26 protein-coding genes are annotated in these 26,413 nt (G+C 66.6%); 10 read left to right on the forward strand and 16 right to left on the reverse strand.

Annotation, left to right across the window (positions count from 1 at the left end; genetic code table 11):
• Positions 1-130: 130 nt before the first annotated feature.
• The 8 genes from AC07O0_RS29155 to lysM form a co-directional block, all read right to left on the reverse strand.
• On the reverse strand, positions 131-562 hold the full coding sequence (locus tag AC07O0_RS29155) for a c-type cytochrome (RefSeq protein WP_494628198.1): 432 nt from the start codon (positions 560-562) through the stop codon (positions 131-133).
• A 132-nt stretch (positions 563-694) separates the two neighbouring features.
• Entirely contained in the window at positions 695-3,004 is a 2,310-nt protein-coding gene (locus AC07O0_RS29160; protein WP_494628200.1) for a xanthine dehydrogenase family protein molybdopterin-binding subunit, read from the reverse strand.
• Positions 3,005-3,123: 119 nt separating this feature from the next.
• Complete coding sequence (locus AC07O0_RS29165; RefSeq protein ID WP_494628202.1) at positions 3,124-4,077, reverse strand: YiiG family protein; 954 nt, start codon at positions 4,075-4,077, stop codon at positions 3,124-3,126.
• 100 nt (positions 4,078-4,177) lie between these two features.
• Positions 4,178-4,492 (reverse strand): rhodanese-like domain-containing protein, encoded by a 315-nt coding sequence (locus AC07O0_RS29170; RefSeq protein WP_494628204.1) that lies wholly within the window; start codon positions 4,490-4,492, stop codon positions 4,178-4,180.
• 19 nt (positions 4,493-4,511) lie between these two features.
• A complete protein-coding gene (locus AC07O0_RS29175; protein WP_494628205.1) occupies positions 4,512-5,831 on the reverse strand; it encodes a TRAP transporter large permease in 1,320 nt (439 codons plus the stop codon).
• Positions 5,828-6,331: a TRAP transporter small permease gene (locus AC07O0_RS29180; RefSeq protein WP_494628207.1), complete on the reverse strand. Its 504-nt coding sequence runs from the start codon at positions 6,329-6,331 to the stop codon at positions 5,828-5,830. Before AC07O0_RS29180 ends, AC07O0_RS29175 begins: the two co-directional genes overlap by 4 nt.
• Before the next feature lie 7 nt (positions 6,332-6,338).
• Entirely contained in the window at positions 6,339-7,391 is a 1,053-nt protein-coding gene (locus AC07O0_RS29185; RefSeq protein ID WP_494628209.1) for a TRAP transporter substrate-binding protein, read from the reverse strand.
• A 328-nt stretch (positions 7,392-7,719) separates the two neighbouring features.
• Positions 7,720-8,163 (reverse strand): peptidoglycan-binding protein LysM, encoded by a 444-nt coding sequence (lysM, locus tag AC07O0_RS29190; RefSeq protein ID WP_494628211.1) that lies wholly within the window; start codon positions 8,161-8,163, stop codon positions 7,720-7,722.
• Between the two features lie 265 nt (positions 8,164-8,428).
• On the opposite strand from lysM, the gene AC07O0_RS29195 reads away from it, so the two are divergent.
• Together AC07O0_RS29195 and AC07O0_RS29200 are read left to right on the forward strand one after the other, a co-directional pair.
• Positions 8,429-8,863 (forward strand): GlcG/HbpS family heme-binding protein, encoded by a 435-nt coding sequence (locus tag AC07O0_RS29195; RefSeq protein ID WP_494628213.1) that lies wholly within the window; start codon positions 8,429-8,431, stop codon positions 8,861-8,863.
• Between the two features lie 126 nt (positions 8,864-8,989).
• Positions 8,990-10,060 (forward strand): NAD(P)/FAD-dependent oxidoreductase, encoded by a 1,071-nt coding sequence (locus AC07O0_RS29200; protein ID WP_494628214.1) that lies wholly within the window; start codon positions 8,990-8,992, stop codon positions 10,058-10,060.
• 171 nt (positions 10,061-10,231) lie between these two features.
• On the opposite strand, the gene AC07O0_RS29205 is transcribed toward AC07O0_RS29200, so the two are convergent.
• Together AC07O0_RS29205 and AC07O0_RS29210 are read right to left on the reverse strand one after the other, a co-directional pair.
• Complete coding sequence (locus tag AC07O0_RS29205; RefSeq protein ID WP_494628216.1) at positions 10,232-12,706, reverse strand: putative glycosyltransferase family protein; 2,475 nt, start codon at positions 12,704-12,706, stop codon at positions 10,232-10,234.
• 179 nt (positions 12,707-12,885) lie between these two features.
• On the reverse strand, positions 12,886-14,118 hold the full coding sequence (locus tag AC07O0_RS29210; protein ID WP_494628241.1) for a urate hydroxylase PuuD: 1,233 nt from the start codon (positions 14,116-14,118) through the stop codon (positions 12,886-12,888).
• 166 nt (positions 14,119-14,284) lie between these two features.
• Here AC07O0_RS29210 and uraH point away from each other — a divergent pair, with 166 nt between their 5' ends.
• The gene (uraH, locus tag AC07O0_RS29215; protein ID WP_494628218.1) at positions 14,285-14,638 is read left to right on the forward strand and encodes a hydroxyisourate hydrolase; all 354 of its coding nucleotides are present in this window, start codon (positions 14,285-14,287) and stop codon (positions 14,636-14,638) included.
• Positions 14,639-14,706: 68 nt separating this feature from the next.
• Entirely contained in the window at positions 14,707-16,131 is a 1,425-nt protein-coding gene (gene puuE, locus AC07O0_RS29220) for an allantoinase PuuE (protein ID WP_494628220.1), read from the forward strand.
• Here the strand turns inward: puuE and AC07O0_RS29225 are convergent.
• Together AC07O0_RS29225 and AC07O0_RS29230 are read right to left on the reverse strand one after the other, a co-directional pair.
• Positions 16,128-16,526, reverse strand: a complete 399-nt coding sequence (locus tag AC07O0_RS29225; RefSeq protein WP_494628222.1) for a VOC family protein — start codon at positions 16,524-16,526, stop codon at positions 16,128-16,130. The genes puuE and AC07O0_RS29225 overlap by 4 nt on opposite strands.
• A 56-nt stretch (positions 16,527-16,582) precedes the next feature.
• Positions 16,583-17,344: an SDR family NAD(P)-dependent oxidoreductase gene (locus AC07O0_RS29230; protein ID WP_494628224.1), complete on the reverse strand. Its 762-nt coding sequence runs from the start codon at positions 17,342-17,344 to the stop codon at positions 16,583-16,585.
• A gap of 125 nt (positions 17,345-17,469) precedes the next feature.
• Between AC07O0_RS29230 and AC07O0_RS29235 the strand changes: the two genes are divergently transcribed.
• Positions 17,470-17,652 (forward strand): hypothetical protein, encoded by a 183-nt coding sequence (locus AC07O0_RS29235; RefSeq protein ID WP_494628225.1) that lies wholly within the window; start codon positions 17,470-17,472, stop codon positions 17,650-17,652.
• 131 nt (positions 17,653-17,783) lie between these two features.
• Here the strand turns inward: AC07O0_RS29235 and AC07O0_RS29240 are convergent, their stop codons facing one another.
• Complete coding sequence (locus AC07O0_RS29240) at positions 17,784-19,229, reverse strand: SNF2-related protein (protein WP_494628227.1); 1,446 nt, start codon at positions 19,227-19,229, stop codon at positions 17,784-17,786.
• Positions 19,226-20,176, reverse strand: a complete 951-nt coding sequence (locus AC07O0_RS29245; protein ID WP_494628229.1) for a LysR family transcriptional regulator — start codon at positions 20,174-20,176, stop codon at positions 19,226-19,228. Before AC07O0_RS29245 ends, AC07O0_RS29240 begins: the two co-directional genes overlap by 4 nt.
• A 159-nt stretch (positions 20,177-20,335) precedes the next feature.
• Here AC07O0_RS29245 and AC07O0_RS29250 point away from each other — a divergent pair, with 159 nt between their 5' ends.
• The 4 genes from AC07O0_RS29250 (at position 20,336) to AC07O0_RS29265 (ending at position 25,235) form a co-directional block, all read left to right on the forward strand.
• Entirely contained in the window at positions 20,336-21,862 is a 1,527-nt protein-coding gene (locus AC07O0_RS29250) for an ABC transporter substrate-binding protein (protein WP_494628230.1), read from the forward strand.
• A gap of 142 nt (positions 21,863-22,004) precedes the next feature.
• Entirely contained in the window at positions 22,005-22,922 is a 918-nt protein-coding gene (locus AC07O0_RS29255; RefSeq protein ID WP_494628232.1) for an ABC transporter permease, read from the forward strand.
• A 1-nt stretch (position 22,923) separates the two neighbouring features.
• Positions 22,924-23,820, forward strand: coding sequence for an ABC transporter permease (locus AC07O0_RS29260; protein WP_494628234.1), 897 nt, complete (start codon positions 22,924-22,926; stop codon positions 23,818-23,820).
• A gap of 23 nt (positions 23,821-23,843) precedes the next feature.
• A complete protein-coding gene (locus AC07O0_RS29265) occupies positions 23,844-25,235 on the forward strand; it encodes a M20 family metallopeptidase (protein WP_494628235.1) in 1,392 nt (463 codons plus the stop codon).
• Between the two features lie 7 nt (positions 25,236-25,242).
• Here the strand turns inward: AC07O0_RS29265 and AC07O0_RS29270 are convergent, their stop codons facing one another.
• Entirely contained in the window at positions 25,243-25,506 is a 264-nt protein-coding gene (locus AC07O0_RS29270; RefSeq protein WP_494628237.1) for a hypothetical protein, read from the reverse strand.
• Positions 25,507-25,626: 120 nt separating this feature from the next.
• On the opposite strand from AC07O0_RS29270, the gene AC07O0_RS29275 reads away from it, so the two are divergent.
• Positions 25,627-26,256, forward strand: a complete 630-nt coding sequence (locus tag AC07O0_RS29275; protein ID WP_494628239.1) for a hypothetical protein — start codon at positions 25,627-25,629, stop codon at positions 26,254-26,256.
• 10 nt (positions 26,257-26,266) lie between these two features.
• Here AC07O0_RS29275 and AC07O0_RS29280 read toward each other — a convergent pair.
• On the reverse strand, positions 26,267-26,413 hold a 147-nt coding region (locus AC07O0_RS29280), incomplete at its 5' end, for a DNA translocase FtsK (protein WP_494628243.1).

Below are 26,413 nucleotides of genomic sequence, written 5' to 3' on the forward strand. Positions count from 1 at the left end.
TTGTCCCCGGCAAACAACGCTCGTATCGCGACAGGGTTCGCACCTCACGCCGCAGACACGAATGGAGCGGGCGTCCCCAAAGGAAGCCCGCTCCTTCGATCAGGTCAAATCTGGGGGCTTGAAGCCGCCGTCACTTCTTGATGCGATAGGTCTCGTGGCAGGTGCCGCAATTCTTGGTGGCGTCGCCGAAAGCGGTGCGGAAGCCGGCGAGATCGGTCGCGGCCGCGCCCTTGCCGGCATCGGCCTCGAACTTGGCGAAGGCCGCCTTGAAGCCGGCCTGGTCCTCCCAGATCTTCGGCGCCGCCGTGGTCTCGCCGCCGGTCTTGGCGCTGTCCGGGTAGAGGCCCGGCATCTTCTTGGCGGCATCGCCATAGGCCTTGAACACCGCCTGCGCCTTGGCGGCGTCGAACGGCGCCTCGCCCTTGGCCATCGCCGCGCCATCGCGCGTCGCGGCGCCAACGGCCTTCATCGTGTCGCGCCGCTCGGAGATCGGGTTGGCCTGGGCCAGAACGGCGGAGACGCCGACGGCGAGACCGAGGGCGACGAAAGCAGAGCGAAGCATGCGTGGGAATCCTCCGGAAGGCAGCGCCGGACCCGACGCTGTTTTGAACTCTTCCAGATCAACGCAGGCGCACGACAGCGCCAAGTCGCATTGTCGTGAAATTCATTGCAAACTCGCAATCAGCGCCTTGCATCAGAGCTGATACCCCGCACCCTTGAGTGTCGCGAACACCTTGGCCGGGGTCGCCGGCATGTCGATCGCCTGGACGCCGGCAGCCCGGTTCAGCGCATCGACCATGGCGTTCATCACCGCCGGGCAGGCGCCGATCGCGCCGGCCTCGCCCGCGCCCTTCACGCCGAGGGCGTTGGTGACACAAGGCACGTTGCGGGTCTCGAAATGGAAGTTCGGGATGTCGATCGCGCGCGGCAGGGCGTAGTCCATGAAGGTCGCGGTCAGCATCTGGCCGGACGAGTCGAAACGGATCTCCTCCATCAGCGCCTGGCCGATGCCTTGAGCCGCACCGCCATGGACCTGGCCCTGCAGCATGATCGGGTTCAGCGTCACGCCGAAATCGTCGACCACGACATAGTTCTGGATCTCAGTGCCGCCGGTAGCGGGATCGACCTCCAGCTCCACCACATGGGTGCCGTTCGGATAGGTCGCCTCCGGCGGCGTCCAGCTTTGATGCACGCTGAGCTGCTCGGCCTTGGCGCCGGGCAGGTTGGCGATCGCCTTGAGGTCGAGCTGCTTGTCGGTGCCGACGATGCGCACGGCGCCATCGACGATCTCGAGGTCGCCAGGCGCGGCTTCGAGTGCATCTGAGGCGAGGCTCTTGAGGTTGTCGGCGAGGATGCCGGTCGCTGCATTGAGCGCCGCGCCGCCCACAGGGATGGAGCGGGAGCCGCCGGTGCCGGAACCGGTCGCGACCCGGTCGGTGTCGCCCTGAACGACCTTGATGCGGTCGAGCGGGATGTCGAGATGCTGGGCGACCAGCTGCGAATAGGCGGTCTCATGCCCCTGCCCGTTCGACTGGGTGCCGATCAGCACCGTGACGGTACCATCCTTCTCCAGGATCACGGTCGAGCTCTCCGGCCCGCCGCCGCCGCAGGCCTCGATATAGCAGGCGAGCCCAATGCCGCGGATCTTGCCGGCCTTCTGCGAGATTTTCAGGCGGCTCTTGAAGCCCTGCCAGTCCGCCACCTCCATGGCGCGGCGCATATGGCCCTCGAACTCGCCGGAATCGTAGACCGGGCCGGTCTGCGTCCTGTGCGGCATCTCGCTTGGCTTGACGAAATTGAGCGCCCGCACCGCATCCGGCGTCTTGCCGGTCTCGCGCGCGATCGCATCGACCAGCCGCTCGATCAGATAGGCCGCCTCGGGCCGCCCGGCACCGCGATAGGCATCGACCGGAGTCGTATTGGTGAAGACGCCGCGGAAGCGGACATGCACGGCCGGAATATTGTAGCAGCCCGGCGTCATCGTCGTGCCGACCCAGGGGATGAAGGGCCCATATTGCGAGAGATAAGCGCCCATGTCGGCGGCGAGATCGACCTTGAGGCCGATGAACTTGCCGCGCTTGTCGAGCGCCATCGTCGCGGTCGTCAGGTTGGCGCGGCCATGAGTGTCGGCGAGGAAGTGCTCGGTCCGGTCCGCGACCCAGCGCACCGGCCGCTTCAGCTTCTCGGCCGCGACCATGGTCAGCGGGTATTCGCGATACATGAAGATCTTGGTGCCGAAGCCGCCGCCGACATCGGGCGTGATCACCCGGATCCGGGATTGATCGACCTTGAGGATGTAGTCGGCGAGGATCTCGCGCGTGCCGTGGCTGCCCTGGCTGCCGAGCGTCAGGGTCCAGCGCTTGGTCGCCTTGTCGTATTCGGCGATGCAGGCGCGTGTCTCCATATAGTTGGAGGCGAGGCGGTTGTTGACGATGGTGACCGAAACCGTCCGGTCGGCCTTGGCGAAGGCGTCTTCGGTCTTCTTGGCGTTGCCCTGCTCGGCCTCGAAGGCGACATTGCCGTCGCGGTCCGGCCAGACCTGCGGCGCCTTGGCCTCCAGCGCTTCGGCGATGCCGGTGATCGAGGGCAGCGTCTCGAACTCGATCTCGATCGCCTCGGCGGCATCGCGCGCCTGATCGAGCGTCTCGGCGACGATGAAGGCGATCGCTTCGCCGACATGGCGCACCGTGTCGACCGGCAGCACCGGCACCGGGTTCGGCTTCACCTCCTGGCCATTGATGTCCTGGATCAGCCCCTTGCAGGGGATGTCGCCGAGATGAGCGACATCCTCGCCTGTCAGGATCAGCTTGACGCCCTTGCGCTTGCTGGCCGTGTCCTTGTCGACGATCCTGAACGTCGCATGTGCGTGCGGCGAGCGCAGCACATAGGCGTGCAACGCGCCCTCGACAGCGGTGTCGTCGGTATAGCGGCCGGTGCCGGTGGTCAGGCGCTGATCCTCGACCCGCCGCACCGGCTGGCCCATCCCGAACTTCATCGGACGCATCGGCAAACTTCCTTCGGATCACTCGAATGAGAAAGACTGGCGCAGGATGGCCGCGCCGTCACCCCGGGCCACATATAGGGACCGGGATGCACGGAGTGCAGGCTATGTGGTCTTGAAACTCAGCGGATCATGCGCGCAGCGCTGTCGGACATGGTCACCATCATATTGTAGCTGGAGACAATCCGGTTGGCGTCGTTGGCGGCGCCCTTGCGGACATCGCCCTTCGACTTGCCGAGCTTCTCGCGGAAATCGCGCAGATTGCCGAGCCAGGAACTGGCGGAGGAATCGATCATCGGCACGCCGGACGGGTTGCTGTCCTTGAAGCGGTCCATCTCCTTGATCGCCGCCGAATAGCCGGCCACCGCCGTGTCGAAGGCGGCGAGGTCGACGATCGGGCTCTCATTGCTCGGCATCACGTCCATCACGGCGCGTGCATTGATCATGATGTTGCGCAACTGCCAGCGGGCCTGGCGGCCTTCGCTCGCCTCGATCGCGGCGAGCTCGCGCGCGTCGATGCCCTTCTTGTAGCCGTTGAGCTGGTTGCTGAAGACGGTTCGCTCGCGCAAGAAAGCTTCCGCCGCCGGCACCATCTTGGTGTGCAGCTCGCGGCCTTCGGCGGCGTTGTCGTCACGATAGTCCTTGCGCTCGTAATAGCGCTCGGCCCGGGTGATGAGCGGCGCCAGCTCCTGATAGGCGGCGATATAGCGCTTCACCGCGCCGTCGAGATCCGGCTGTGCCGGTGGCTGACCAGCCGCCGCCTCGGCCTTGGCGATCTCGTCCTTGACGTCATAGAGGCTGTAGAGCCCGTAGGCGATGTAGCGTTCCTTGCCGGTCGGGCCCTTCTTCATGTCGACCCAGCTCTTGTAGCGATCCCAGGATTCGATCGCCCGGATCGTCCGGTTGGAGAGCGAGGTATAGGCATTCGACTTGGCGATCGCCGCCTGCAGCTCGGCGTCCTGCGCCGGCTTCTTCGCTCCGGCCTGCGGGGCAACCTGCGCGAAGGCGAGCGGGGCTGCGGTGGCAGTGCAAAGCAGGGCCGCGAGGGTAAGGTTCAGCAGGCGGGAGGCCTTCATCAGGACACCTTTGGTCGACCGCGGCCGGATTTTCAGGCCGCGCCACGTTATCGACGCTAGCGTCCTGAACCGCAACCGGAAGGCGACTCGAGGGCGCGCCTTAGCGCTCCACCGGCTCGCCCCGCATGGCCCAGTCCTTGAAGCCGCCGAGATAATGGCTGTCGATGTCGAGACCGGCGGCCTGCGCGAACTCCAGCGCCCGCAGCGAGCGGACGCCGGCGGCGCAGGAGAGCACGACGCGCTTGCCCGGCTCGTCCGGCAGGTCAGCCGGATCGAACTGCGACAGCGGCCGCGACACCGAGCCCGGAATGCGCCCGGCGGCATATTCATGCGGCTCGCGCACGTCGACGAGCAGGATCGAGCCGTCGGCGAGCCCCGCCTTGACGGCGTCGATGTCGAGGTCGTGTACGATCATCCCGGTTCTTCTCGTGCAACTAGTTCAGGAGCTTCACCAGATAGAGGCTGAGCGCCGGAAATGCCACGCAGATGCCGAGCCTGATCACATCGGCGGCGACGAAGGGCAGGACGCCGCGATAGATCCGCGTCACCGGCACATCGCGCGCCAGCGACGCGACGACGAAGACGTTGAGCCCGATCGGCGGGCAGGTCATGCCGATGCCGACCACGACCAGCACCAGGATGCCGAACCAGATCGCGATGTCGTCGGTCGGCATGCCGAAATCGAGCGCGGTCACGATCGGGAAGAATACCGGCAGCGTCAGCAGGATCATGGCGAGCTCGTCCATTACGCCGCCGAGCACGATGTAGAACAGCAGCAGGCCGACCAGCACGGTGTAAGGCGCCCAGCCGGAGGCCGCGATCATCTCGGCCGCTGCCGTCGGCACCTGCGTCAGTGCCAGGAAGGCGTTGAACACCTCTGCGCCGAGCAGGATGGCGAAGATCATCGCCGAGGTCTCGGCCGTCTGCAGGATCGCCTGCTTGATCTCGGAAAGGCCGAGCGTCCGACGGAACACACCGATCGCCAGCATGATGAAGGCGCCAACGGATGCCCCCTCCGTCGGAGTGAAGACGCCGCCATAGATGCCGCCGACCACGATCACCGCGACCGCCAGCGCAGGGATGACACCAAGCAGCAGCGGCCAGCGTTCGCGCCAAGGCGTGCGCTCATGCGCCGGGGCGAGCGTGCCGTCGAGCCGCGACATGATCCAGATGGTGATGCAGTAGAACGTCGCCGCCATCAGGCCGGGGATCAGCGCCGCCTGGAACAGCTTGGCGATGTTCTGCTCGGTCGAGATCGCATAGACGACGAGGATCACCGAAGGCGGGATCAGGATGCCGAGCGTGCCGCCGACGGCGGTGACGCCGCAGGCAAAGCCGGGATCGTAGCGATAGCTGCGCAATTGCGGCAGCGCCGCACGGGCGAAGGTCGCGGTGGTCGCGACCGAGGAGCCGCAAATCGCGCCGAAGCCGGTGCAGGCGCCGATCATCGCCATGCCAAGCCCGCCACGACGATGCCCGACGAAGGCCGAAGCCGCCTTGAACAGGTCGCCCGCCAGTCCGGAGCGCTCGGCGAAGGCGCCCATCAGCACGAAGAGCGGGATCACCGAAAGCGTGTAATTGGCGAAGATCTGGTAGGGCGTGGTGCGGATATAGTTGAGGAAGGGCTCGAGCCCGTTGAGCTGGATATAGCCGGCGCTGCCGACGACCAGCATGGCGAGACCGATCGGCAGGCGCAGCGCCATCAGCGCCAGCATGACGGCAAAGCCGGTGATCGCGAGGGAGAAGCCGCTCATCGGGGCTGCCTCAGCAGGCGGCTGGCGCTGACAAAGGCCGCGAGCGCGACGAAGCCGGCCAGCACTGCGCAGAGCGCGATCGGCAGATAGCTCGGCAGCTGCAGCACCATGGTGTTCTCGCCGCTGGCGAGCGCCGAACGCGCCCCGACACCGAGCCGCCAGGCGATCAGCGCCATGGCGAGGCCATAGACCACGTCCCAGAGCGCATCGAGCCCGTCGCGCCAGCGTTGCGGCAGCTTCAGCGTGAAGGTGTCGACGAAGATGTTGCCACGCCTGAGCTGGCAGAACGGCAGGAAGCAGAAGGCCGCGACCGCGGTCGCCATCTGCACCAGCTCGAAATCGCCGGGCACGCCGGCCGAGCCGACGAGATCGCTGCGCAATGTCACGCTGACCACGACCATGGTCGCGAGCGCGATCAGCAGTCCTCCGCCGATGAGCGCGACCGCCTCCGCCACCGCGTCGATGCGCGATGGCGGCCTTTCCACCACCCTGTCTGTCATTGCGCGCTCAGGCGGCGTTCTGGTGCTTGGTCAGCGCGGCGCGGGCGGCAGCGAGCAGCTTCTCGCCGTCGAGGCCCTTGTCCTTGGCGGTCTTGACCCAGCCCTCGATCACCGGCTCGGTCGTCTTGCGCCAGCGATCGGCCTCGGCCTGCTCGATCGTGACGATGCTGTTGCCGCGCTTCTTGACCATCTCGGAGACGACCACGGCCTGCTCGTCCCAGACCTTGCCGGCCATGGCCGAGGCTGCGGCGCCTGAGTTCTTGTCGAGGATCGCCTTGAGATCGGGCGCGAGGCCCTCGTACTTCGCCTTGTTCATGGCGAGCACGAAGGTAGCGACATAGAAGGTCGGCGAACCCGGGATCTCGGTGTGGTTCTTGACCAGTTCCTGCACCTTGATCGAGGGCACGACCTCCCAAGGCACGACGCAGCCGTCGATGACGCGCTGCGCCAGCGATTCCGGCACCTGCGGGATCGGCATGCCGATGGCGTTGACGCCGAGCGCGCGCAGGGCCTCGCCGGCGAGGCGGGTCGGGAAGCGCAGCTTCAGGCCCTTCAGGTCCTCCATCGTCTTCACCGGCTTGTTGGCGTGGATCAGCCCGTGATCATGCGCCCAGAAGCAGATCGGATGGATGTCCTTGAACTCGTCCTTGAGATGCTCGCTGGCATAGTCGGTCAGCGCCAGCGAGTTCACCAGCGCCCGCTTGTTGGCGACGAAGGGCAGCTCGAACGCCTCGATGCCGGTGAAGCGGCCGGGCGTGTTGCCGGGCAGCGTCCAGACGATGTCGACGACGCCGTCACGGGCCTGATCGTAGAGCTGCGGCGGGGTGCCACCGAGCTGCATCGACGGGAAGATGTCGATCTTGATCCGGCCGTTCGATTCGGCGCCGACCTTGTCGGCCCAGGGCTTCAGGAACTTGGAGTGTCCGTTCGCCACCGGCGGCAGGAAGTGGTGCATGCGCAGCGTCACTTCCTGGGCATTGGCGCGCGTGGCGCGCAGCACGGCCGGCGCAGCTACGGCCGAGCCGGCGAGCGTCAGGAATCTGCGACGATCGAAAGTCATGAGGTCCCCTCCCGGGAATTCTGGATTGTTTCGTTCACCCCTGCCGCATTTTTTTGAGCGGCTAAGATCGCCTAGTGCATCGCACCAAAAAGTGGAATTCACTTTTCGGTTCGATGCTTGGACAAAAAACGAGCCCCCCGATCTCGCATTTCAGCCGGCACACCGTGATTTGGCTTATCGCAACGCTGCAAGATCGAGGATGAAGCCAGCCGTAATACAAACTCGGGCGCCACGGAGGATGGCGCCCAGGTCACAATAGTTTCATTCGCAACCAATTGGCAAGTCCCGGCGGCAGGGCTGTTCGCCCCACCGCCAGGCCGATGCCATCTCAGGCCAGCGGCGGGATGCGCAGTACCCAGCCCGGCAGGATCAGGTCGGGATCCTTCACCGGCGGCGTGTTGGCCTTGACGATCTCGGTGTACTTGGCGCCCTTGCCCTTGCCGTATTGCTCCTCGGCGATCTTCCAGAGCGTGTCGCCCTTCTTCACCGTGTAGAACACGGCGGCGGGCGCCTCCTTGTTGACGATCAGCTCCGATTCGACCGAACCGACGCCGGCAGTGTTGCCGATCGCGAGGATGATCTTCTCGGCTTCCTCGGTGCTGAGCGCCTTGCCCGAGACCTTCACCTTGTCGCCCGAGACGTCGATCTTGACGTCCGAGGGCAGGCCGTGGCCCGCCAGTTCCTTCTGCAACTGATCAGCCGTCGCCGCATTGGCCGAGCTCGACCCGAAGATCTTGGCGCCGGCTTCCTTGATGAAACTGAACAGACCCATAGCATGTTCTCCTAATGCGCTGGCCGCCCCGCCAGGATTGGCCGAACGATCGGGCTTCGCGCAGCTCCACAGCCTTGGAGCATGTTCTGGTCGCAAAAGTGGCGGTCACCTTGCGGAACATGTCCCGAGACGGGCACCCATGAAGCCCGCTCGCAACGACAACTGCAAGACGAAACGTGACGTCTGCACTTCCCTCACGTCGTCGGCGCTGGCAAAACGGGAGCGAGCCGGCGTCTTCCGGCACCGGCATCGCGAAAGGCCAGTCATGACCGCACTTACTCTTGAGCAGGCCAGCGTGATCGTCGACGGCGCGCTGAAATATGCGCGCGAGAACGGCCTGAAGCCGCTCGCCATCGCGGTGCTCGACGCGCGCGGCGCGCAGAAATTCTTCCTCGCCCAGGACGGCACCAGCCTGAAGCGCGGCGAAATCGCGCTCGGCAAGGCCAATGGCGCGATTGCGCTCGGCGTCGGCCCGCGCACGCTCAACAAGATGGCGCTGGAGCGCCCGCACTTCATCAACGGCGTCGCGCTCTCTGTCGGCGGGCCGGTGGTGCCGGTTCCCGGTGGCGCGCTCGTCCGCGATGCTGAAGGCAACCTCATCGGTGTCGTCGGCATTTCCGGCGACACCTCGGACAATGACGAGGCGGCCGCCCTCGCCGGCATCGCCGCAGCAGGTCTTACCGCCGAAACCGGCGGCTGAATTCTGGTATCCTCGTATGCGGCCCGGCCTGCCCGGCCCTGCGCCATGTCGCATTGCAAGGCCGAGGGATTTCCGGCAACGGGTGGTCACCGGCGGCCCTTGAAGCCGTCTTTAGGAACCACAACGATGAATATCGCCGCCGCCATTGAGGGCGAGACCGTTGAGACCGACGCATTGATCATCGGCGCCGGCCCTTGCGGCCTGTTCGCCGTGTTCGAGCTCGGCCTGCTCGACATCAACGCCCATCTCGTCGACATCCTGCCCAAGGTCGGCGGGCAGTGCGCCGAACTCTATCCGGAAAAGCCGATCTACGACATTCCCGGCTTCCCGATCGTCACCGGCCAGGGGCTGGTCGACAATCTGATGGAGCAGATCAAGCCCTTCGGTGCGACCTTCCATCTCAACCAGATGATCGAGCAGGTCGAGGTGCTCGGCAGCGCCGAGGCGCCGCGTTTCCGCCTGCGCACCGACGCCGACACGGTGTTCGAGGCCAAGGCGATCCTGATCGCCGCCGGCGGCGGCTCCTTCCAGCCGAAGAAGCCGCCGATCCCCGGCATCGAGGCCTATGAGGGCCGCCATGACGGCGGCGGCGTGCACTATGCCGTGCGCAAGATGGAGACCTTCCGCGACCGCGAAATACTGATCGTTGGCGGTGGCGATTCGGCGCTCGACTGGACGCTCAACCTGCAGCCGATCGCCAAGCGGGTGACGCTGATGCATCGGCGCGACGATTTCCGTGCCGCCCCCCATTCGGTCGAGCAGATGCGCGCCCTCGTCGCCTCCGGCGCGATGGATCTGAGGCTCGGCCAGGTGATGAGCCTCAAGGGCGAGGGCAACGAGCTGCACGGCGCGATCTGCCGCGACAATGCCGGCGCCGAATTCGAGGTCGCCTGCGGAACGATGTTGCCCTTCTTCGGCCTGACGATGAAGCTCGGGCCGATCGCCGATTGGGGCCTGAACCTCCATGAAAACCTGATTCCGGTCGACACCGAGAAATTCGAGACCAACGTGCCCGGCATCTTCGCCGTCGGCGACATCAACACCTATCCGGGCAAGCTGAAGCTGATCCTGTCAGGGTTCCACGAGGCGGCGCTCGCCGCCCAGAAGGTCCATCGCTACGTCTATCCGGAGAAGCGGCTGACCTTCCAGTACACGACCTCCTCGACTGCGCTGCAGAAGAAGCTCGGCGTGGCCTAAGGCTATTGGGTCGTCATTCCGGGGCGCTGCGCAGCAGCGAGCCCGGAACCCAGAACCGATGCGGTTCTGGAACAAGCGAGAGCCGCCAGCCCTCACGATCAACCGCGGCGGCTCTGGATTCCGGGCTCAGGCCTGCGGCCTGCCCCGGAAAGACGGCGAGAAACCGTCCCCCTACCGCAGCACCGACATCGCCGACGAAGCCGGCAGCATGTCATGCGCGGCCATGTCGTGCGCCGGGCGCGCGACCGGCTCCGGCGGCACCGGCTGGATCCGCGTCGCCGGCGAGCCGGACGGGCCGCTATGCGTCGGCGCCTCGGCGACCACGCCCTCCTCCTCCGGCGGCGTCACGCGGTCGCGCAATTCGGCGATCGCACCATCGAGCGGATGGAAGCTGAAGCGGATCTTGTGGGTGCCGGCCGGAACCTGCACGGCCCGGAACAGGACGTTGGCCTTGAGGATCTCGGCCTCCTGGCCGTCGAGCTCGGCCCGCCACCAGGGGTGCCAGATGTCGTTCAGCACGACGAAGCCGGGCTGCGCGGTCGTGACCTCGATCTCGACCACCGTATTGCGGTAGCGCTTGAGCTTGACCTCGGCACTGGCCGCGACCGGCCCTTCCGGCACGCCGGGCTCCGGCTCCTGTTCGAGCAGGACGACGCGTTGGGGGTCGGCTTCCGGCCACTTGCCGGCCGACTTCATCCCCTCGAAATCGGCGAGCTGCCAGCCGCCGACGAACATCACGCGCGGCAGCGCCCGCGGATTTTCATAGATGTAGCCGTCCTTGGTGTAGGCGACGAGCTTGAGGTCGCCGTCGCGCAGCGTCCGGTCGACCTGGCCGATCGGCACCCGCGTCGCGATGTAGCGCAGGCCGAGGAAGTCGGCGAGGCGGCAGCGATAGGACGGGAACAGCGGCGTGAACACCCGCTCGCTCGGCGCCGCGATCGAATCACGCGTGCCGACCGCATCCGAGAAATCGGCAAGCCGCAGCGGGTTATAGCCCAGCGTATGGTCAAAGCCGTGGATCATGCCAGCATTGGGCCACTCGAAGCCCATGCCGAGCAGCTCGACCCGGTCGCGCCGCGGCGACTCCGGCGGCTGCACGGTGAGCTTCTTCAGCACCGCGACGGTCTCGTTCTTGGTCTCCGGCCGCAGCACGTCATAGACCTCCGGCGCCAGCGCCGTGGCTTCGTTCGGGCCGTTGTTGGCGGCAAGGTCGGCGGCGACGACACCGGTGACGATCAGGCTCGCGACGAGCGGAGCGGCAGCACCGCGCCAGCGCGTCAGCACGACGAGCAGCATGAGCGCGGTCGTGAACCAGGCGGCGGCCGTGGCACTCGGGAGCCAGGCCTGGCCGAGATGCCCCGCCTGACGCGCCACCAGCAAGGCGAGACCGATGAGCAGCGCGATCACCCCGGCACCGATGCCAAGGTCGCGCCAGATCGGGCCCCGCTTCTCCTCGCTGAGGATACGGTGCAGCAGATAGCCCGACAGCACCGCCCCGAGGCCGCCGATCAGGAAGGTCGCGTCGGCCGGGCGCCGGAATACCTTGACGCCCGGCAGATAATCATAGGCGAGGTGGAAGAACGGCGTGTAGCGGCCGAGCGCGAAAAGCACCATCAGCACGAACAGGATGCTGAACGGCCGGATCGCCTTGTCCCAGAGCCAGCCGCGCGTCAGCCCGGGCACGATCAGCAGCAGGAAGGGCAGCGCGCCGAGATAGACCTGTCCCATATTCTTCGACAGGAAGAGCTCCTTGGCGTTCCATTCCGGGCTGTAGGGCCCCCAGAACTCGGTCGCCGGATCGCGCACGCCGAACAAATCGCCGACGAAGGCGGTCAATAGCGAGGCCGGGTGCAGCGAGCCCCTGCCGGCTTCGACGAGATCGATCGCCGGCCGCGTCGTCGCCTCGGCAAAGAGCCAGGTCCAGAGCAAGGGTACGGCGATGGTGACGATGCCGGCGAAGCAGGCGGCTGCGATCGGCGCGAGGCTGGCGCGGAAACCGGCCCAGCCTTCCGAAAGCCAGTAGGCGACGACCATGCCGATCAGGATATAGGCGCCGAGCAGCGCGACCTGATCGGGCTCGAGCACCATCATGCCGGCGGCGAAGCCCGCGAGCAGCCCATAGCGCAGCGAGCCGCGCAGCAGCATCCGCGCCGTCAGCCAGAAGGCGAGGCCGAAAAAGGCGAAGCTGGCGATCTGCCCGACATGCTGGACGCGCCAGGCGGCCGAGGCGCCGAAGGCGAAGACCAGCGCTGCCAGCAGCGCTCCGGCCGGATGCCAGCCGCGATCGCGGAAGAACATCAGCATGGCGAGCCCGCCGACCAAGAGGTGCGCCAGCACATAGGCGTCGACCGCACGGAAGCTCGGCGAGGGATTGAACAGCGCCAGCAGGATGGCCGGCGAGAAGATCAGCGATTGCGGGTCGGCGACCTGGGGCGAGCCGGCGAAGACGTTGTGCGTCCAGAACGGCGACTGGCCGGAATGCAGCGCCTGCGCCAGGAACTGGATCTGCGCCTGGAAATGCGCCTTGGCGTCGAACGGAATCGTCACCGCCCCCGACAGCCAGGGCCAGCACAGCGCCACCCAGGCACAACAGAACAGCGCGGCCGCCAGCCAGTAGCTGGAGCCCGATCTCCAAACGGCTTTCAACTGGACCCCCAAGGCCCCCGGCGCACCCGGCACGCATGATCACGCGCCGATCACGCCGATGTGATCAGGGTCGACGATGAAGGTTCCGCGATGAACCGAAACTGAATGAAACTGAACGCTGTGGATCAGGCGCCTGGCTGTGGCTTCGCAGCGTCACCATGCCGCGCCGAAACGCGGCTTCACCGCTTCTGCGCCACCCAGGCAGCGAGCACGCGCCGCTCGTCCGCGGTCATGCCGGAGAGGTTGTTCGGCGGCATGGCATGGGTCAGCACCGCCTGGACGCCGATGGCGCGGCGCTGGCGGGCGATCAGCTCGGGCTCGTGCAGGAAGACGCCCTTCGGCGCGATCCCGATGCCCGGCCAGGACGGCTCCGGCGCATGGCACATGGCGCAGCGCCCGGTAACGATGTTGGCGACTTCCGGCGACGGCGGCACCAGGCCGGCGAGCATCACCGGCTTCGCCGGGTCGAGCGGCTTCAGGCCGAGGCGCTCGCGCCCGCCGGGCGACGACGCCATCGCCACCCAGAAGGCGAGCCAGAGCGCCAGCGCCGCCACCGCCCAGGTCCACCAGGGCGACTTGGCATGGTCGGCATGGCGGACATTGTAGAAATGCCGGATCAGCGCGCCGGCGACGATGATCAGCGCGACGAGCACCGGGATCACCGCCGAGTTGGCGTAGGTCACCGGGTAATGGTTCGCCAGCATCAGGAACAGTACCGGCAGGGTGATGTAGTTGTTGTGCAGCGAGCGCTGCTTGGCCTGCTTGCCGTATTTCGGATCGGGCACCGCGCCGGCGACCATTGCGGCGATGGTCTTGCGCTGGCCCGGCATGATCACGAAGAAGACGTTGGCCGACATGATCGTCGCCATCAGCGCGCCGGTATGGATCAGCGCGCCGCGCCCGGAGAAGACCGAGGCGAAGGCCCAGCTCGCCGCGACGACATAGCCGAAGCCGAGCAGGCCGAGCACGACATCGTTCTTGCCGAGCGGCGACTTGCAGAGCAGGTCGTAGAACAGCCAGCCGCCGGCCAGCGCCGCGATGCCGATAGCCCCCGCCGCGACCGGCGACAGCGCCATCACCGCCGGATCGATCAGGTATAGCTCCGACTGGGCGTAATAGACCCAGACCAAGAGGAAGAAGCCGGAGATCCAGGTCCAATAAGCCTGCCATTTGTGCCAGGTCAGCTCCTTCGGCAGCACCTCCGGCGCAACCAGATATTTGCGCATCGCGTAGAAGCCGCCGCCATGGACCTGCCAGGCGAGGAACTGCGTCGGCTGGCCGGATTCGGTCCTGGGCGCATCGGGCGCGGCCCGGAGCGAGGCGTCGAGGTGGATGAAGAAGAAGGACGAGCCGATCCAGGCGATCGCTGCGATCACATGCAGCCAGCGAATCAGCTGGCTGCCCCACTCCATCAGATAGGCTTCAAGCACGAGCCGGCTCCCAGCGGGGCCGCAGGCGCGCGAATTGACAGGGCTGAATCCGGGAGGGAACTTGCATCGGATTCCAGACTAGGTTCGCAGCCTTGGAAGGCAAGCGGCATTCCGCTCGGCGAACACGGCAAACAGGAAAGGATCAGGCATGGGGCGTCTGTCGACGCATGTGCTCGACACGGTCAACGGCAAGCCGGCCGCCGGCGTCGCGATCGCGCTCGACGCGCTGCTGCCCGACGGCAGCCGCAGCCGGATCGCCGACGTGGTGACCAATGCCGATGGCCGCACCGATGCGCCCCTGCTCAGCGGCACGCTGCTGGTCGGCAACTATGAGCTGACCTTCGCGATCGGCGACTATTTCCGCCATCTCGGCACGAAGCTGCCCGAGCCGGCCTTCCTCGACCTCGTGCCGATCCGCTTCGCCATCGCCGAGCCGAACGGACACTATCACGTGCCCCTCCTCGCCTCGCCCTGGAGCTACTCGACCTATCGCGGCAGTTGAAAACAAATCTGTCGCCAACGGCTTATCAGCCGCGCTTGAATCACGCTCGCATGGACTTGAATCGATCGATGAACGCCTCCCCCTACCCGCGCGATCTCGTCGGCTATGGCCGCACCCCTCCGCATCCGCACTGGCCGGGCAAGGCCCGCATCGCGGTGCAGTTCGTGGTGAATTACGAGGAAGGCGGAGAGAACAACATCCTGCATGGCGATGCCGCCTCGGAGGCCTTCCTCTCCGAGATCGTCGGCGCCGCACCCTGGCCCGGCCAGCGCCACATGAACATGGAATCGATCTACGAATACGGCTCGCGCGCCGGCTATTGGCGGCTCTGGCGGATGTTCACGCAGCGCAACATGCCGGTGACGGTCTTCGCGGTGGCCTCGGCGCTGCAGCGCTATCCGGAGATCGTCACCTCGATGCAGGAAGCCGGCTGGGAGATCGCCACCCACGGCCTGAAATGGATCGACTATCGCGACGCTCCCGCCGAACTCGAGCGCGAGCACATCGCCGAAGCGATCCGCATCCAGACGGAGCTCGCTGGGGATCGTCCGCTCGGCTGCTATCAGGGCCGCACCTCCGTCAACACCATTCCCCTGACCATGGAAGAAGGCGGCTTCCTTTACACCGCTGACGTCTATGCCGACGAACTGCCCTATTGGCTCGAGGGGCCGCATGGCCCGCAGCTCGCGGTGCCCTACACGCTCGACGCCAACGACATGCGCTTCGCCACGCCGCAGGGCTTCAATAGCGGCGACCAGTTCTTCGCCTATCTCAAGGACTCGTTCGACACGCTCTATGCCGAGGGCGAGACGGCCCCGAAGATGATGTCGATCGGCCTGCATTGCCGGCTCGTCGGCCGGCCCGGCCGCGCCGCGGCGCTCGCCCGCTTCCTCGACTATGTCCAGAGTCATGACAAGGTCTGGGTCGCGACTAGGCTCGACATCGCCCGCCATTGGGTGCGCACGCATCCGCCGGAAGGCGGCTACCAGCCCTCCCGGCTGCCGCAGGCGCTGTTCACCGAGGTCTATGGCCGGGTCTGGGAGCACTCGCCTTGGATCGCCGAGCAGACCCACGCCTCCGGGTTCTCGTCCGAGCAGGACAACGCCGAGGGCCTGCACAAAGCGATGGTCGCGGTGATGCGCAACGCGCCGCGCGAACGACAAAAGGCCCTGCTCGACGCCCATCCCGACCTTGCCGGCAAGATCGCTGCGGCCGGCGAACTGACGCCGGAATCGGCCAATGAGCAGGGCTCGGCCGGGCTCGACCGGCTGACATCGGACGAGCGCGCCCGCTTCACCGCGCTGAACGAGGCCTACAAGGCCCGCTTCGGCATCCCCTTCATCCTCGCGGTCAAGGGGCTGACCAAGGCCGACATCCTCGCCTCGTTCGAAGAACGATTGAAGAGCACGCCGGAGCAGGAATTCGCCACCGCCCTCGCCCAGGTAGAGAAGATCGCCCTGATCCGGCTGCGGGATCTGCTGCCGGCAGGTTAGAGTGCGTTCGTCTTGGTCCGCCCGGCCGGATCGACCATCCGCGCCAGCCACCAGCTCGTCCCGGCCGGGTCCTTGACCCCGCCGCGGCGATCGCCGTCGCCCTTTTCCGCCGGCGCCTGGATCAGCGTACCGCCGGCCGCCACCGCCTTCGCAATCAGGGCGTCGGGGTCGGCGACATAGACATGGACATGGCATTCCGGCCCGCCCGGAGCTTCGCCCAGCATCACGATCGAATCGTCGATCCTGAACTCGGCATGCATGATCCCGCCATCCTCGCGCCGGGCGATGAAGCTCGGGTCGGCCCCGAACACCGCCTTGGCGAAGGCGAGCGCCTGTTCGGCATCTGCGACGAGGAGATAGGGCGAGACGGCGTTGTGCCCCTCGGGCTTGTGCATGGCATCCTCCTGCCTCTTGCGAGGAAACTTAGCGAGCAACCGGCTGTTCCCGCCGCCTACAGCCCGCTGACCAGATGCCCGCCATCGACGGCGACGACCGAGCCGGTCATGTAGCGCCCGGCATCGGAGCAGAGCAGCAAGAGCGGCCCGTCGAGATCGTCGAGCTCGCCGGCCCGGCGCATCGGGATGCGCTTCTTCAGCGCCTCGCCCGCCTCCCCGGCGAAGAACTCGCGGTTGATGTCGGTGACGACATAGCCCGGCGCCAGCGCATTGACCCTGATCGCGTGCCGCGCCCATTCCAGCGCCAGCGCCTTGGTCATCTGGATCAGCCCGGCCTTGGAGATCGCATAGGGCGCGACCCGGCCGGCGACGCGCTCGCCCAGGATCGAGGCGATGTTGACGATCGCCCCGCCGCCTTCCTGCTCGGCCATGAGCTTCGCTGAGGCCTGCGCGGTAAAGAAGCAGCCCTTCAGATTGACGTCGAGCTGATTGTCCCATTGCGCCTCGCTCACCGAGAGCGCAGCTTCCGTCTCGCCGACACCGGCATTGTTGACGAGCACATCGAGCCCGCCGAGAGCCCTTGCGGCCTCTGCGACGCCCTTCTCGACCGCCGCGACGGAACTCACATCGAGCGCAAGCGGCAAGACTTTGCCCGGCACGCCCTCGCACTCACGCGCCAGCTCCTGAAGACGCTCGGTCCGGCGCGCTGCGGCGGCGACAAGAGCGCCCTTCCCCGCGAGCAGCCGCGCGAAATGCGCGCCGAGCCCCGAGGAAGCACCCGTCACCAGAATCCGCTTGCCCTTGAGATCGTCGAACATCCGATACGCCTCCCTGCCGGCGGGAGGGGACAATGCCGCGCGGCGGTGGTCAACCTCGCCGCACAGGAACCCTGCCGCCGCCCGAGCGTTCTTCGCCGAGGACCAATTCGGACGGGGGATTTCCCATGTTTCGCATTCTGCTGGTGATCGCGGTCATCGCGATCGGCTACGACGCCATCGTCCATCAGGGCGCCTACACGCGCGACCTTTGGTACAAGGCCGTCGGTGCGACCGAGCGCGTCGTCGACCAGGCCAAGCGTGTCGGCGAGCGCACGCCGGACGAACCGCCGCGCTCGCAGATGAATTGAACGATCAGCGCTCCCACACCGTCATGCTCGCCCTTGTGGCGAGCATCCACGTCTTGAACACTGCACTCGATCAGCGAGACAAAGACGTGGATGGTCGGGACAAGCCCGACCATGACGGACCGAGCCGCGGCTTAGGCCGCCTCCCGCGCCAGCGCCGCCCGCTCGACTTCTCCGGCGATCGCGTCGAGCAGCGCGGTTTCGTCGCCAGCCAAGCCTTCCATCGCCGCCATGCGGGCGAGCACGGTCGCGGCGACCTTCTCTTCCACCGTATCCTCGGCATAGGCATAGAAGATCGTGGCGTGCTGGCCGTCGCGATGGCAGCGGCCTTCGATCTGCTGCAGCTGGATCGCACTGTGGCGCAGATCATGGACGACCAGCGCCCGCTCGCGCTCGCCGCCCGGCATCTCGGCCTTATGCAGCGAGATCGACTCGGTCACGGTGAACACGACGGCGTCGAGCTTGCCGGTCTGGAAGGCGATGCGCGTCGCTTCGTTGGCCTCGCCGGAATACTCGCCGGTGATCGAGCCGACGCGCCAGCCCTTGCCGGAGAGCTTCTCCGCCAGCATCGCCCCGGTTTCGAGGAAGGCGACGGATATCGCAACCTGCTCGTCATTCTCGAGCAGGTCCTGGCAGAACTCCGCCGTACCGGCAGTGCGTAAGAGGCTCGCCTTCTGGCGAAAACGCAGATCGGCCGCCCAGCCGGCGGGCTTGCGGGTCGAGCCGCCGGCGAGGCCGAGCTCGCGCCGGAACTCGCGCCAAGTCGCATCGTAGAGCTTGCGCTCGCTCGTATCGAGCGCAACGGGGGCGAGCTCGCGCTGCACCTCCGGCCAGCCGGCGATCTCCTCGGGCCGGCGCCGCAGACCGATCGCGTTAGCGCCGCGATAGAGCAGGCCCGCCATCACCTTGCGGTCGCTCTCGTTCGGCTCCCAGCTCCAGTTCTTCCAGCGCCCTTTGGCCCGGCCCATCTTCAGCCGCTTCATCAGCGCCCGGAAGCCGTCGAGATCGGCGCCGGGCGCCCCGGTGGCATCGGCCAGCAATCGCGCGAGATAGGACAGCTCGTGCGGCGCCTGCCCAGCCGTCGCACTCATATAGATCGTGAACTGCGCGGCGGCCGCCATCTGCCGGCAGACCAGCCCCTGCTGCGAGTTCGGATTGCGGATGCGATGGGCCTCGTCGATCACGACCAGGGGCCAGACCCGCTTTGGCGTGCCATGCTTGGCAATCTCGTTGTTCTTCGCCCGCGTCGAGCGCTTGTTGCTGGCCGGCGGCGGCGCTAGCAGCGATTTCGTCCGCTCGAAGTTCATCAAGGTGAGCTTCTTCGCCGGCAGCCCGGCATGGGCAATGGTGCGCCGCCATTGCGGGATCGCGCCCTTCGGGCAGATCACCAGCACCTCCTGCTCCGGCATCGCCGAGATGGCGAGCCAGGCCGAGAGCGTCTTGCCAAGGCCGGTGAGGTCGCCGAGCAGGAAGCCCGGCTTGCCGGCGGCGCGCGCCGCCAGGATCGCGTCGCGCGCCACGAGCTGGTGCGGATGCGGCACCATGATCTCGGGCGCATCGCCCTTCGCCACAACGCTCATGCTTGCCGGACCTCCGGAACCGCAGCTCGCTCGGTCGCCATGGTCGCGAGAGTATCGGCCTGCTGCAGCTCCTCGATCAGCGCCCCCATGAAATTGGTCACCACCTTGGGCAGTGCCCGGCCCGACATGCTCTGGATCTGCAGGCTGCGCGGCGGCAGGTCACCATCCTTCAGCGGCAACGCCACCACCGAACCGTCGCGGATCGAGGCGCCGAAGGAGATCGAGCTGGCGAACATCACGGCGCCGCCGAGTTTGCAGAAATGGCGCAGGCTCGCGACATTGGTCGAGGTCAGCACGGCGTCGACGGTCAGGCCGCGCGCCGAAAAATAGATGTCGACGATCTTGCGCACCGTCGCCTCGCTGTCGAGCACCGCGATGGGGTGAACGAAGATGTCCTCGATCCTGATCGCCTCCTTGCCCGCCAGCGGGTGATGCGGCGCGACGAAGGCATAGGTCCGCGCCGCACATTGCCAGTTGATGGTGACGCCGCGCTCCTGCTGCAGCACGAAGGTCAATCCGAGATCGATGGTACCGGTGCGGACATGCTCGGTGACGACCTGCGGCGACATCACCTTGACGTCGAAGGCGACGTCCGGATGCTGCTGGCGGAAGGCATAGATCACCTCGGGGATGAAGCTGACGGCGAAGCCCTCGGTGACGCCGAGCCTGATCAAGCCCTTGCTGGCGCCGCGTAGTTCGCGGATCTCGCTGACGACCTGCTCGCTCTCCAGTTCGAGCCGCTGTGCATAGGCCGCGAGCGTCTGGCCGGCCTGGGTCAGGATCATGCCGTGCGAGCGCCGCTCGAACAGCGCGGCGTCCAGCTCCTTTTCGAGATTGGCGATCTGGCGGCTGACGGCCGAGCCAGCAACGCGCAGACGCTGCGCCGCGGCGCTGATCGAGCCGGTCCGCACCACCGCCAGGAAATACCGCAAGGCCGGAGTCTGCATGGGCGTGCAGTAGCCGCACCTTGCCATCTCGGCAACGATCCTTTCGATTCATTCTTATGGCGGCAAGCACGAAGCTGTGCAGAGTTTGTGTCGCCGGCGTGACGGCGGCCTAGGGCTGCCCGCCGAACGAGACAAGCAATAATGCTGCGAGGGGAAAACATGCGCTTCTTCGACAAGGCCTCCACGGCCCTGGCCGCGACCGTTATGGCTGCGACCGCCATTGCGACGCCGGCCTTCGCCCAGAAGGCCGCCAACACCGTCCGCTTCGCCTATGACCAGGCGCCGGAGAGCGTCGATCCGTTCTTCAACAATGTCCGCATCGGCGTGATCATCGGCGCCAATGTCTGGGATACGCTGATCTACCGCGATCCCGCCACCAACGAGTACAAGGGCCAGCTCGCCAAGAGCTGGAAGCAGGTCGACGACAAGACCATCGACTTCGAACTGCGCGAGGGCGTGAAGTTCCACAATGGCGAGGAGTTCGACGCCGACGACGTCGTCTACACGCTGAACTTCATCTCCAAGCCCGAGAACAAGGTCGTCACCCAGGGCAACGTCAACTGGGTCGCCAAGGCCGAGAAGCTCGACAAGTACAAGGTCCGGCTGACGACCAAGGAGATCTTCCCAGCCGCGATCGAGTATCTCGCCGGCCCGGTCGTGATCCACCCGAACGAGTATTACGAGAAGGTCGGCCCCAAGGGCCAGAACGAGAAGCCGGTCGGCTCGGGCCCCTACAAGGTCTCGAACTATGTGCCGGGCAAGTCGATCACGCTCGAGCTCAACAAGGATTATTTCAAGGATTCGCCCAAGCCTCAGCCCAAGGTCGGCAAGTTCGAGATCCGCTTCATCCCCGACCGCCAGACCCAGATGGCCGAGATGCTCTCGGGCGGCGCCGATCTGATCATGCACGTGCCGAAGGACCAGGCCGACCAGCTCCAGACGGTGCCGACGCTGCAGGTCGTGTCCGGCGAGACGATGCGCATCGTCTTCATGCAGATGAACATCCAGGACGGCACGCCTGCTCCCGCCCTCAAGGACGAGCGCGTCCGCAAGGCGATCATCCACGCCATCGACCGCGAGGCGATGGTCAAGAACATCGTCGGCACCGGTTCGCGCGTCATCAACACGATCTGCTTCCCCTCGCAGTTCGGCTGCACCGACGAGGGCGCAGCGCGCTACCCCTATGATCCCGCCAAGGCCAAGGCGCTGCTGGCGGAAGCCGGCCATCCCAGCCTGACCATGGACATCGTCGCCTATCGCGAGCGCAACCAGACCGAGGCGCTGATCGGCTATCTCCAGGCCGTCGGCATCAAGACCAATCTGCGCTTCCTGCAATACGCCGCGATGCGCGAGCAGATCGCCACCAACAAGGCGATGCTGACGCACCAGACCTGGGGCTCGTTCTCGGTCAACGACGTTTCGGCCGCGACGCCGAACTACTTCGCCTTCCGCAGCGAGGACATCACCCGCGACGCGGCCGTGCGCGACCTGCTGGAGAAGGGCAACAACTCGGTCGATCCGGCGGTGCGCAAGGAGGCCTACAAGGCCGGCCTGAAGATCATCGCCGACAAGGCCTATGCCGTGCCGCTCTATTCGCTGCCGGTCTACTACGTCGCCAACAAGGACCTGAACTTCAAGGCCTATCCGGACGAGCTCGTCCGCTTCTGGGAGATGGGCTGGAAGTGACGCGCAAGCGTCATTCTCGGGCGAAGCGAAGCGCAGACCCGAGAATCTCCTGAAAGAGATGGTCGGCTCAAGGCCGACCATGACGCGCCGGGCTTTTTCGTAAGACCGGCGCGGACATCACCTTCACAATTGGAAGCAAGCCATGCTCGGCTTCATCGTCAAACGGCTCGGCCTGGCGCTGCTCGTCGCGCTTGCGGTCTCGGCCATCGCCTTCTTCCTGCTGCGCCTCTCCGGCGACATCGCGGTCGCGATCGCCGGCGAGGGCGCGCAGCAGGCCGATCTCGACGTCATCCGCAAGACCTACGGGCTCGATCGGCCGCTCGTCGTCCAGTATCTCGACTGGCTGTTCAAGACGCTGTCAGGCGATTTCGGCACCTCGATCTATTTCAAGACCGACGTCTCCGCGCTGGTCTTCGCCAAGCTGCCGGTGACGCTGATCCTCGGCCTCTCCTCGCTCGCCTTCGCCTTGGCGATCTCGATCCCGCTCGGCGTGCTCGCCGCGATCTATTCCAACAGCTGGATCGACCGGCTGGCGCTCGCCATCGCCGTCTTCGGCCAGGCGATGCCGAACTTCTTCTTCGCGCTGATCCTGGTGATGCTGTTCTCGATCACGCTGCGCTGGCTGCCGGTCTCCGGCTCGGGGACCTGGCTGCACTACGTCATGCCGACGATCGCGCTCGGCTACTACACCGCGCCGGCCTTCATGCGCCTGATCCGCGCCGGCATGATCGAGGTGCTCTCGGCCGATTATATCCGCACCGCCCGGGCCAAGGGCCTCTCGCCCTACGCCGTCGTCATCACCCACGCGCTGCGCAACGCTGCCGTGCCGGTGGTGGCGCTGACGGCAGTGCAGCTCGGCTTCCTGCTCGGCGGTTCCGTCGTGATCGAGACCATCTTCGCGCTCGATGGGCTCGGCTACCTCGCCTATCAGAGCATCACCTACAAGGATTTCCCGGTCATGCAGGTCATCGTCCTGCTGCTCTCGGTCGTCTACGTCCTGCTGACGCTGCTGGCCGACATCGCCAATGCCTGGCTCGATCCCCGCATCCGGGTGTCCTGAGATGAGCGACGCGACCTCTCTCCCCCTCGCAGCCAGCGACGTCACCGGCGGGCGCCGCCTGCTGCGCCGGGCGCTGGCCCAGAAATCCTTCCTGTTCGGCTTCGGCCTGCTGCTGCTGTTCGTGGTGCTGGCTCTGCTCGCGCCGGTGCTGGCGCCGCACGATCCCTATCTGCAGAACCTAACGGCGCGGAACGTCCCGCCGTTCTGGTACGAGAAGGGCAACTGGATCCACCCGCTCGGCACCGACCCGCTCGGGCGCGATTATATCTCGCGCCTGCTCTACGGCGCCCGCATCTCGCTGCTGATCGGCATCAGCGTCGTCGCCATCGCCGGGCTGATCGGCACCACCATGGGCCTGCTCGCCGGCTATTTCGGCGGCCGCATCGACATGGCCGTGACCTTCATGGTCACCACCCGCCTCGCCATGCCGGTGATCCTGGTGGCGCTCGCCGTCGTCGCCATCATCGGCTCCTCGCTCTGGATCGTCATCCTGGTGCTGGGCCTCTTGAAATGGGACCGTTTCGCCGTGGTGATGCGCAGCGCGACGCAGCAGGTCCGCTCGCTCGACTACATCACGGCGGCGCAGGCCTCAGGCGCCAGCACGGCCCGGATCATCCTGCGCGAGGTCCTGCCCAACATCGCCCCGCATCTGATCGTGGTGGCGACGCTGGAGGCGGCGAGCGCCATCCTGCTCGAAGCCGCGCTCTCCTTCCTCGGCCTCGGCGTGCAGCCGCCGCTGCCCTCCTGGGGCCTGATGGTCTCCGAGGCCAAGGCCTACATGTTCTTCTCGTTCTGGCTGATCGCCCTGCCCGGCACGGCGCTGGCCCTGCTGATCTTCGCGATCAACCTCGCGGGCGACGGCCTGCGCGACGTGATCTCGCCCGAAAAGCGCAACTGATCCTTTTTGACGGAGTGACCACCATGACCCGCGCCAAGGCGATCGCCCATGCGCTCGACTATTTCGACTCCGGCAGCTTCAAGAGCGACCTGTCGCGCCTGATCGCCATGCCGACCGAGAGCCAGAACCCGGATCGCGCACCGGTCCTTGCCGAGTATCTCGACAAGGAGATGCTGCCGCTGCTGGAGAGCCTCGGCTTCACCTGCACGATCCTCAACCACCCCAAGGCCAAGGGGCCCTTCCTCTTTGCGCAGCGCATCGAGGCCGAGGGCCTGCCGACCATCTTCGGCTACGGCCATGGCGACGTCATCCGCGGCCTCGACGCGCAATGGGCCGAGGGCCTCTCGCCCTGGACCCTCACCGAGCGCGGCGACCGCTGGTACGGTCGCGGCGTCGTCGACAACAAGGGCCAGCACCTGATCAACATCAGCGCGCTGAAATCCGTGCTCGAGACACGCGGCGGCACGCTCGGCTTCAACGTCAAATACCTGATCGAGATGGGCGAGGAATGCGGCTCGCCCGGCCTGCGCGAGCTCTGCACCGAGCAGAAGGAGCTGTTCAAGTCGGACGTGCTGATCGCCTCCGACGGGCCGCGCCTCAATGCCGAGCGCCCGACCATCTTTTTGGGCGCGCGCGGCGGCGTCACCTTCGACCTCACCATCAACGCACGTGAGGGCGGCCACCATTCCGGCAACTGGGGCGGCATCCTCTCCGATCCCGCGATCCAGCTCGCCCACGCCATCGCCTCCATCACCTCGCCGACCGGCCAGATCCGCATCCATGAATGGGTGCCGAAGGAATTGCCGGCGGCGGTGCGCAAGGCCCTCGCCGATTGCGAGATCGACGGCGGACCGGACGGCCCCACCATCGATCCGGAATGGGGCGAGCCGGGCCTCTCGCCGGCCGAACAGGTTTTTGGCTGGTGCTCCTTCGACGTGCTGGCGATGAAGTCCGGCGTGCCGGAGACCCCGGTCAACGCCGTGCCGCCGAGCGCCTGGGCCCGCTGTGCGCTCCGCTTCGTCGTCGGCATCGATCCGGACGATGTCATCCCGGCGCTGCAGCGCCACCTGAAGCGCCATGGCTTCGACATGGTCGAGGTCACCAAGGCGCGCGACGCGGTCTTCAACGCGACCCGGCTCGATCCGGACGATCCGTGGGTCGAATGGGCGCTGGCTTCGCTCGCCAAGAGCACCGGCAAGAAGCCGGCGCTTCTCCCCAATCTCGGCGGCGGCCTGCCCAACGACATCTTCGCGGATATCGTCGGCATGCGCACGATCTGGGTGCCGCATTCCTATCCCGGCTGCTCGCAGCATGCCCCGAACGAGCACGTCCCGGTCGCGATCCCGCGCGAGGCCCTCGGCCTGATGGCCGGGCTCTATTGGGACCTCGGCGAGAGCGACCGGCCGGCGGTTTGAGCCCGGCTCAGCGTCCGGGTTCCTGCGGTTCGCGCGGATCACGTGCCGGCGGCAGGTCGATCGGCGTCGCCGGCGGCCCCTCGGGCGGCGCGTTCGGCGGCAGTTCCGGCGGCGGATCGTTGGGGATGCCGTTCGGCTCGTTATCTGGCGGATTCTCGATCGGCGGCGCCGGCGACACCTCGCCCGGGTTCATCGGTGGCAGTTCCGGCGGTGGCGTCGGGCTGGTCGGCACGCCGCCCGGCGGTCCGCCGGACTGGTGAGTGGCTGTCATCGCGTCATCCTCTTAGTCTCCGAGGAAACGCTTGCGCCCCGCAAAGGTTCGGTCCTGCTTCAGACCCGCGCAATGGCTAAGACAGGCAACCATGCCAATGTCGACAGATCGGATTCTTCGATGCAGATCGCCGCTTCAATGCTCCGGTTCGCGGCTCTGGCCCTCATCGCCGCGGCGAGCCCGACTCGGGCACAGACGGCCGACCTGCTCGCCTGCTCCGGTCCCTTCGCCCGCGAGGCTGACGAGGCGGCCCTGATCAAGGCCTTCGGTCCCGGAAACGTCCAGCGCGCCCGCATCGAGATCGGCGAGGGTGAGAAAGCGGCCGGCGCCATCCTTTTCCCAAAGGACAAAAAGCGCCGGCTCGAGCTGGTCTGGCGCGACGGCAAGAAGCGCCGTGGGCCCGGCACGATCTATGTCCGCGAGGGCTCGGCCTGGGCCATCTCAGGGCCGGCGGGTGAGCGCCTCGCCATCGGCAGCGCCCTGGCCACGGTCGAGACCGCCAATGGTAAGCCCTTCAGCATCCTCGGCTTCGACTGGGACTATTCCGGCACCGCCAACGACTGGCAGGGCGGCAAGCTGGCGAAGGCCTTCGGCGGCTGCTCGCTGACGATCCGCTTTGGTTATCCCAAGGGCGTCGACGCCAAGGCGCTCGACCGGCTCTCCGGCGACAAGGAATTCTCCTCGTCGAACCCCGACATGCGCCTCGTCAAGCCGACAGCCTACGAGATCCTGCTGTCCTGGCCGGACTGAGCCGTCGCCCTCACTCCCCGTCTTCCCTCGCCCTTCCGGTTTCGACGAGGATCTCGCGTTTTCCGGCGTGGTTGGCGGGGCCGACGATGCCCTCGTTCTCCATCCGCTCCATGATCGAGGCGGCGCGGTTGTAGCCGATCTGCAGCCGGCGCTGGAT

The organism is Allobosea sp. GW821-FHT10B12 (genome assembly GCF_059415545.1).

What these genes read in the sequence shown, in the direction of transcription:
- AC07O0_RS29155 (WP_494628198.1), bottom strand. Translation starts at nt 562, where the DNA reads ATGCTTCGCTCTGCTTTCGTCGCCCTCGGTCTCGCCGTCGGCGTCTCC.
- AC07O0_RS29160 (WP_494628200.1), bottom strand. Translation starts at nt 3,004, where the DNA reads ATGCGTCCGATGAAGTTCGGGATGGGCCAGCCGGTGCGGCGGGTCGAG.
- AC07O0_RS29165 (WP_494628202.1), bottom strand. Translation starts at nt 4,077, where the DNA reads ATGAAGGCCTCCCGCCTGCTGAACCTTACCCTCGCGGCCCTGCTTTGC.
- AC07O0_RS29170 (WP_494628204.1), bottom strand. Translation starts at nt 4,492, where the DNA reads ATGATCGTACACGACCTCGACATCGACGCCGTCAAGGCGGGGCTCGCC.
- AC07O0_RS29175 (WP_494628205.1), bottom strand. Translation starts at nt 5,831, where the DNA reads ATGAGCGGCTTCTCCCTCGCGATCACCGGCTTTGCCGTCATGCTGGCG.
- AC07O0_RS29180 (WP_494628207.1), bottom strand. Translation starts at nt 6,331, where the DNA reads ATGACAGACAGGGTGGTGGAAAGGCCGCCATCGCGCATCGACGCGGTG.
- AC07O0_RS29185 (WP_494628209.1), bottom strand. Translation starts at nt 7,391, where the DNA reads ATGACTTTCGATCGTCGCAGATTCCTGACGCTCGCCGGCTCGGCCGTA.
- lysM (WP_494628211.1), bottom strand. Translation starts at nt 8,163, where the DNA reads ATGGGTCTGTTCAGTTTCATCAAGGAAGCCGGCGCCAAGATCTTCGGG.
- AC07O0_RS29195 (WP_494628213.1), top strand. Translation starts at nt 8,429, where the DNA reads ATGACCGCACTTACTCTTGAGCAGGCCAGCGTGATCGTCGACGGCGCG.
- AC07O0_RS29200 (WP_494628214.1), top strand. Translation starts at nt 8,990, where the DNA reads ATGAATATCGCCGCCGCCATTGAGGGCGAGACCGTTGAGACCGACGCA.
- AC07O0_RS29210 (WP_494628241.1), bottom strand. Translation starts at nt 14,118, where the DNA reads ATGGAGTGGGGCAGCCAGCTGATTCGCTGGCTGCATGTGATCGCAGCG.
- uraH (WP_494628218.1), top strand. Translation starts at nt 14,285, where the DNA reads ATGGGGCGTCTGTCGACGCATGTGCTCGACACGGTCAACGGCAAGCCG.
- puuE (WP_494628220.1), top strand. Translation starts at nt 14,707, where the DNA reads ATGAACGCCTCCCCCTACCCGCGCGATCTCGTCGGCTATGGCCGCACC.
- AC07O0_RS29225 (WP_494628222.1), bottom strand. Translation starts at nt 16,526, where the DNA reads ATGCACAAGCCCGAGGGGCACAACGCCGTCTCGCCCTATCTCCTCGTC.
- AC07O0_RS29230 (WP_494628224.1), bottom strand. Translation starts at nt 17,344, where the DNA reads ATGTTCGACGATCTCAAGGGCAAGCGGATTCTGGTGACGGGTGCTTCC.
- AC07O0_RS29235 (WP_494628225.1), top strand. Translation starts at nt 17,470, where the DNA reads ATGTTTCGCATTCTGCTGGTGATCGCGGTCATCGCGATCGGCTACGAC.
- AC07O0_RS29240 (WP_494628227.1), bottom strand. Translation starts at nt 19,229, where the DNA reads ATGAGCGTTGTGGCGAAGGGCGATGCGCCCGAGATCATGGTGCCGCAT.
- AC07O0_RS29245 (WP_494628229.1), bottom strand. Translation starts at nt 20,176, where the DNA reads ATGCAGACTCCGGCCTTGCGGTATTTCCTGGCGGTGGTGCGGACCGGC.
- AC07O0_RS29250 (WP_494628230.1), top strand. Translation starts at nt 20,336, where the DNA reads ATGCGCTTCTTCGACAAGGCCTCCACGGCCCTGGCCGCGACCGTTATG.
- AC07O0_RS29255 (WP_494628232.1), top strand. Translation starts at nt 22,005, where the DNA reads ATGCTCGGCTTCATCGTCAAACGGCTCGGCCTGGCGCTGCTCGTCGCG.
- AC07O0_RS29260 (WP_494628234.1), top strand. Translation starts at nt 22,924, where the DNA reads ATGAGCGACGCGACCTCTCTCCCCCTCGCAGCCAGCGACGTCACCGGC.
- AC07O0_RS29265 (WP_494628235.1), top strand. Translation starts at nt 23,844, where the DNA reads ATGACCCGCGCCAAGGCGATCGCCCATGCGCTCGACTATTTCGACTCC.
- AC07O0_RS29270 (WP_494628237.1), bottom strand. Translation starts at nt 25,506, where the DNA reads ATGACAGCCACTCACCAGTCCGGCGGACCGCCGGGCGGCGTGCCGACC.
- AC07O0_RS29275 (WP_494628239.1), top strand. Translation starts at nt 25,627, where the DNA reads ATGCAGATCGCCGCTTCAATGCTCCGGTTCGCGGCTCTGGCCCTCATC.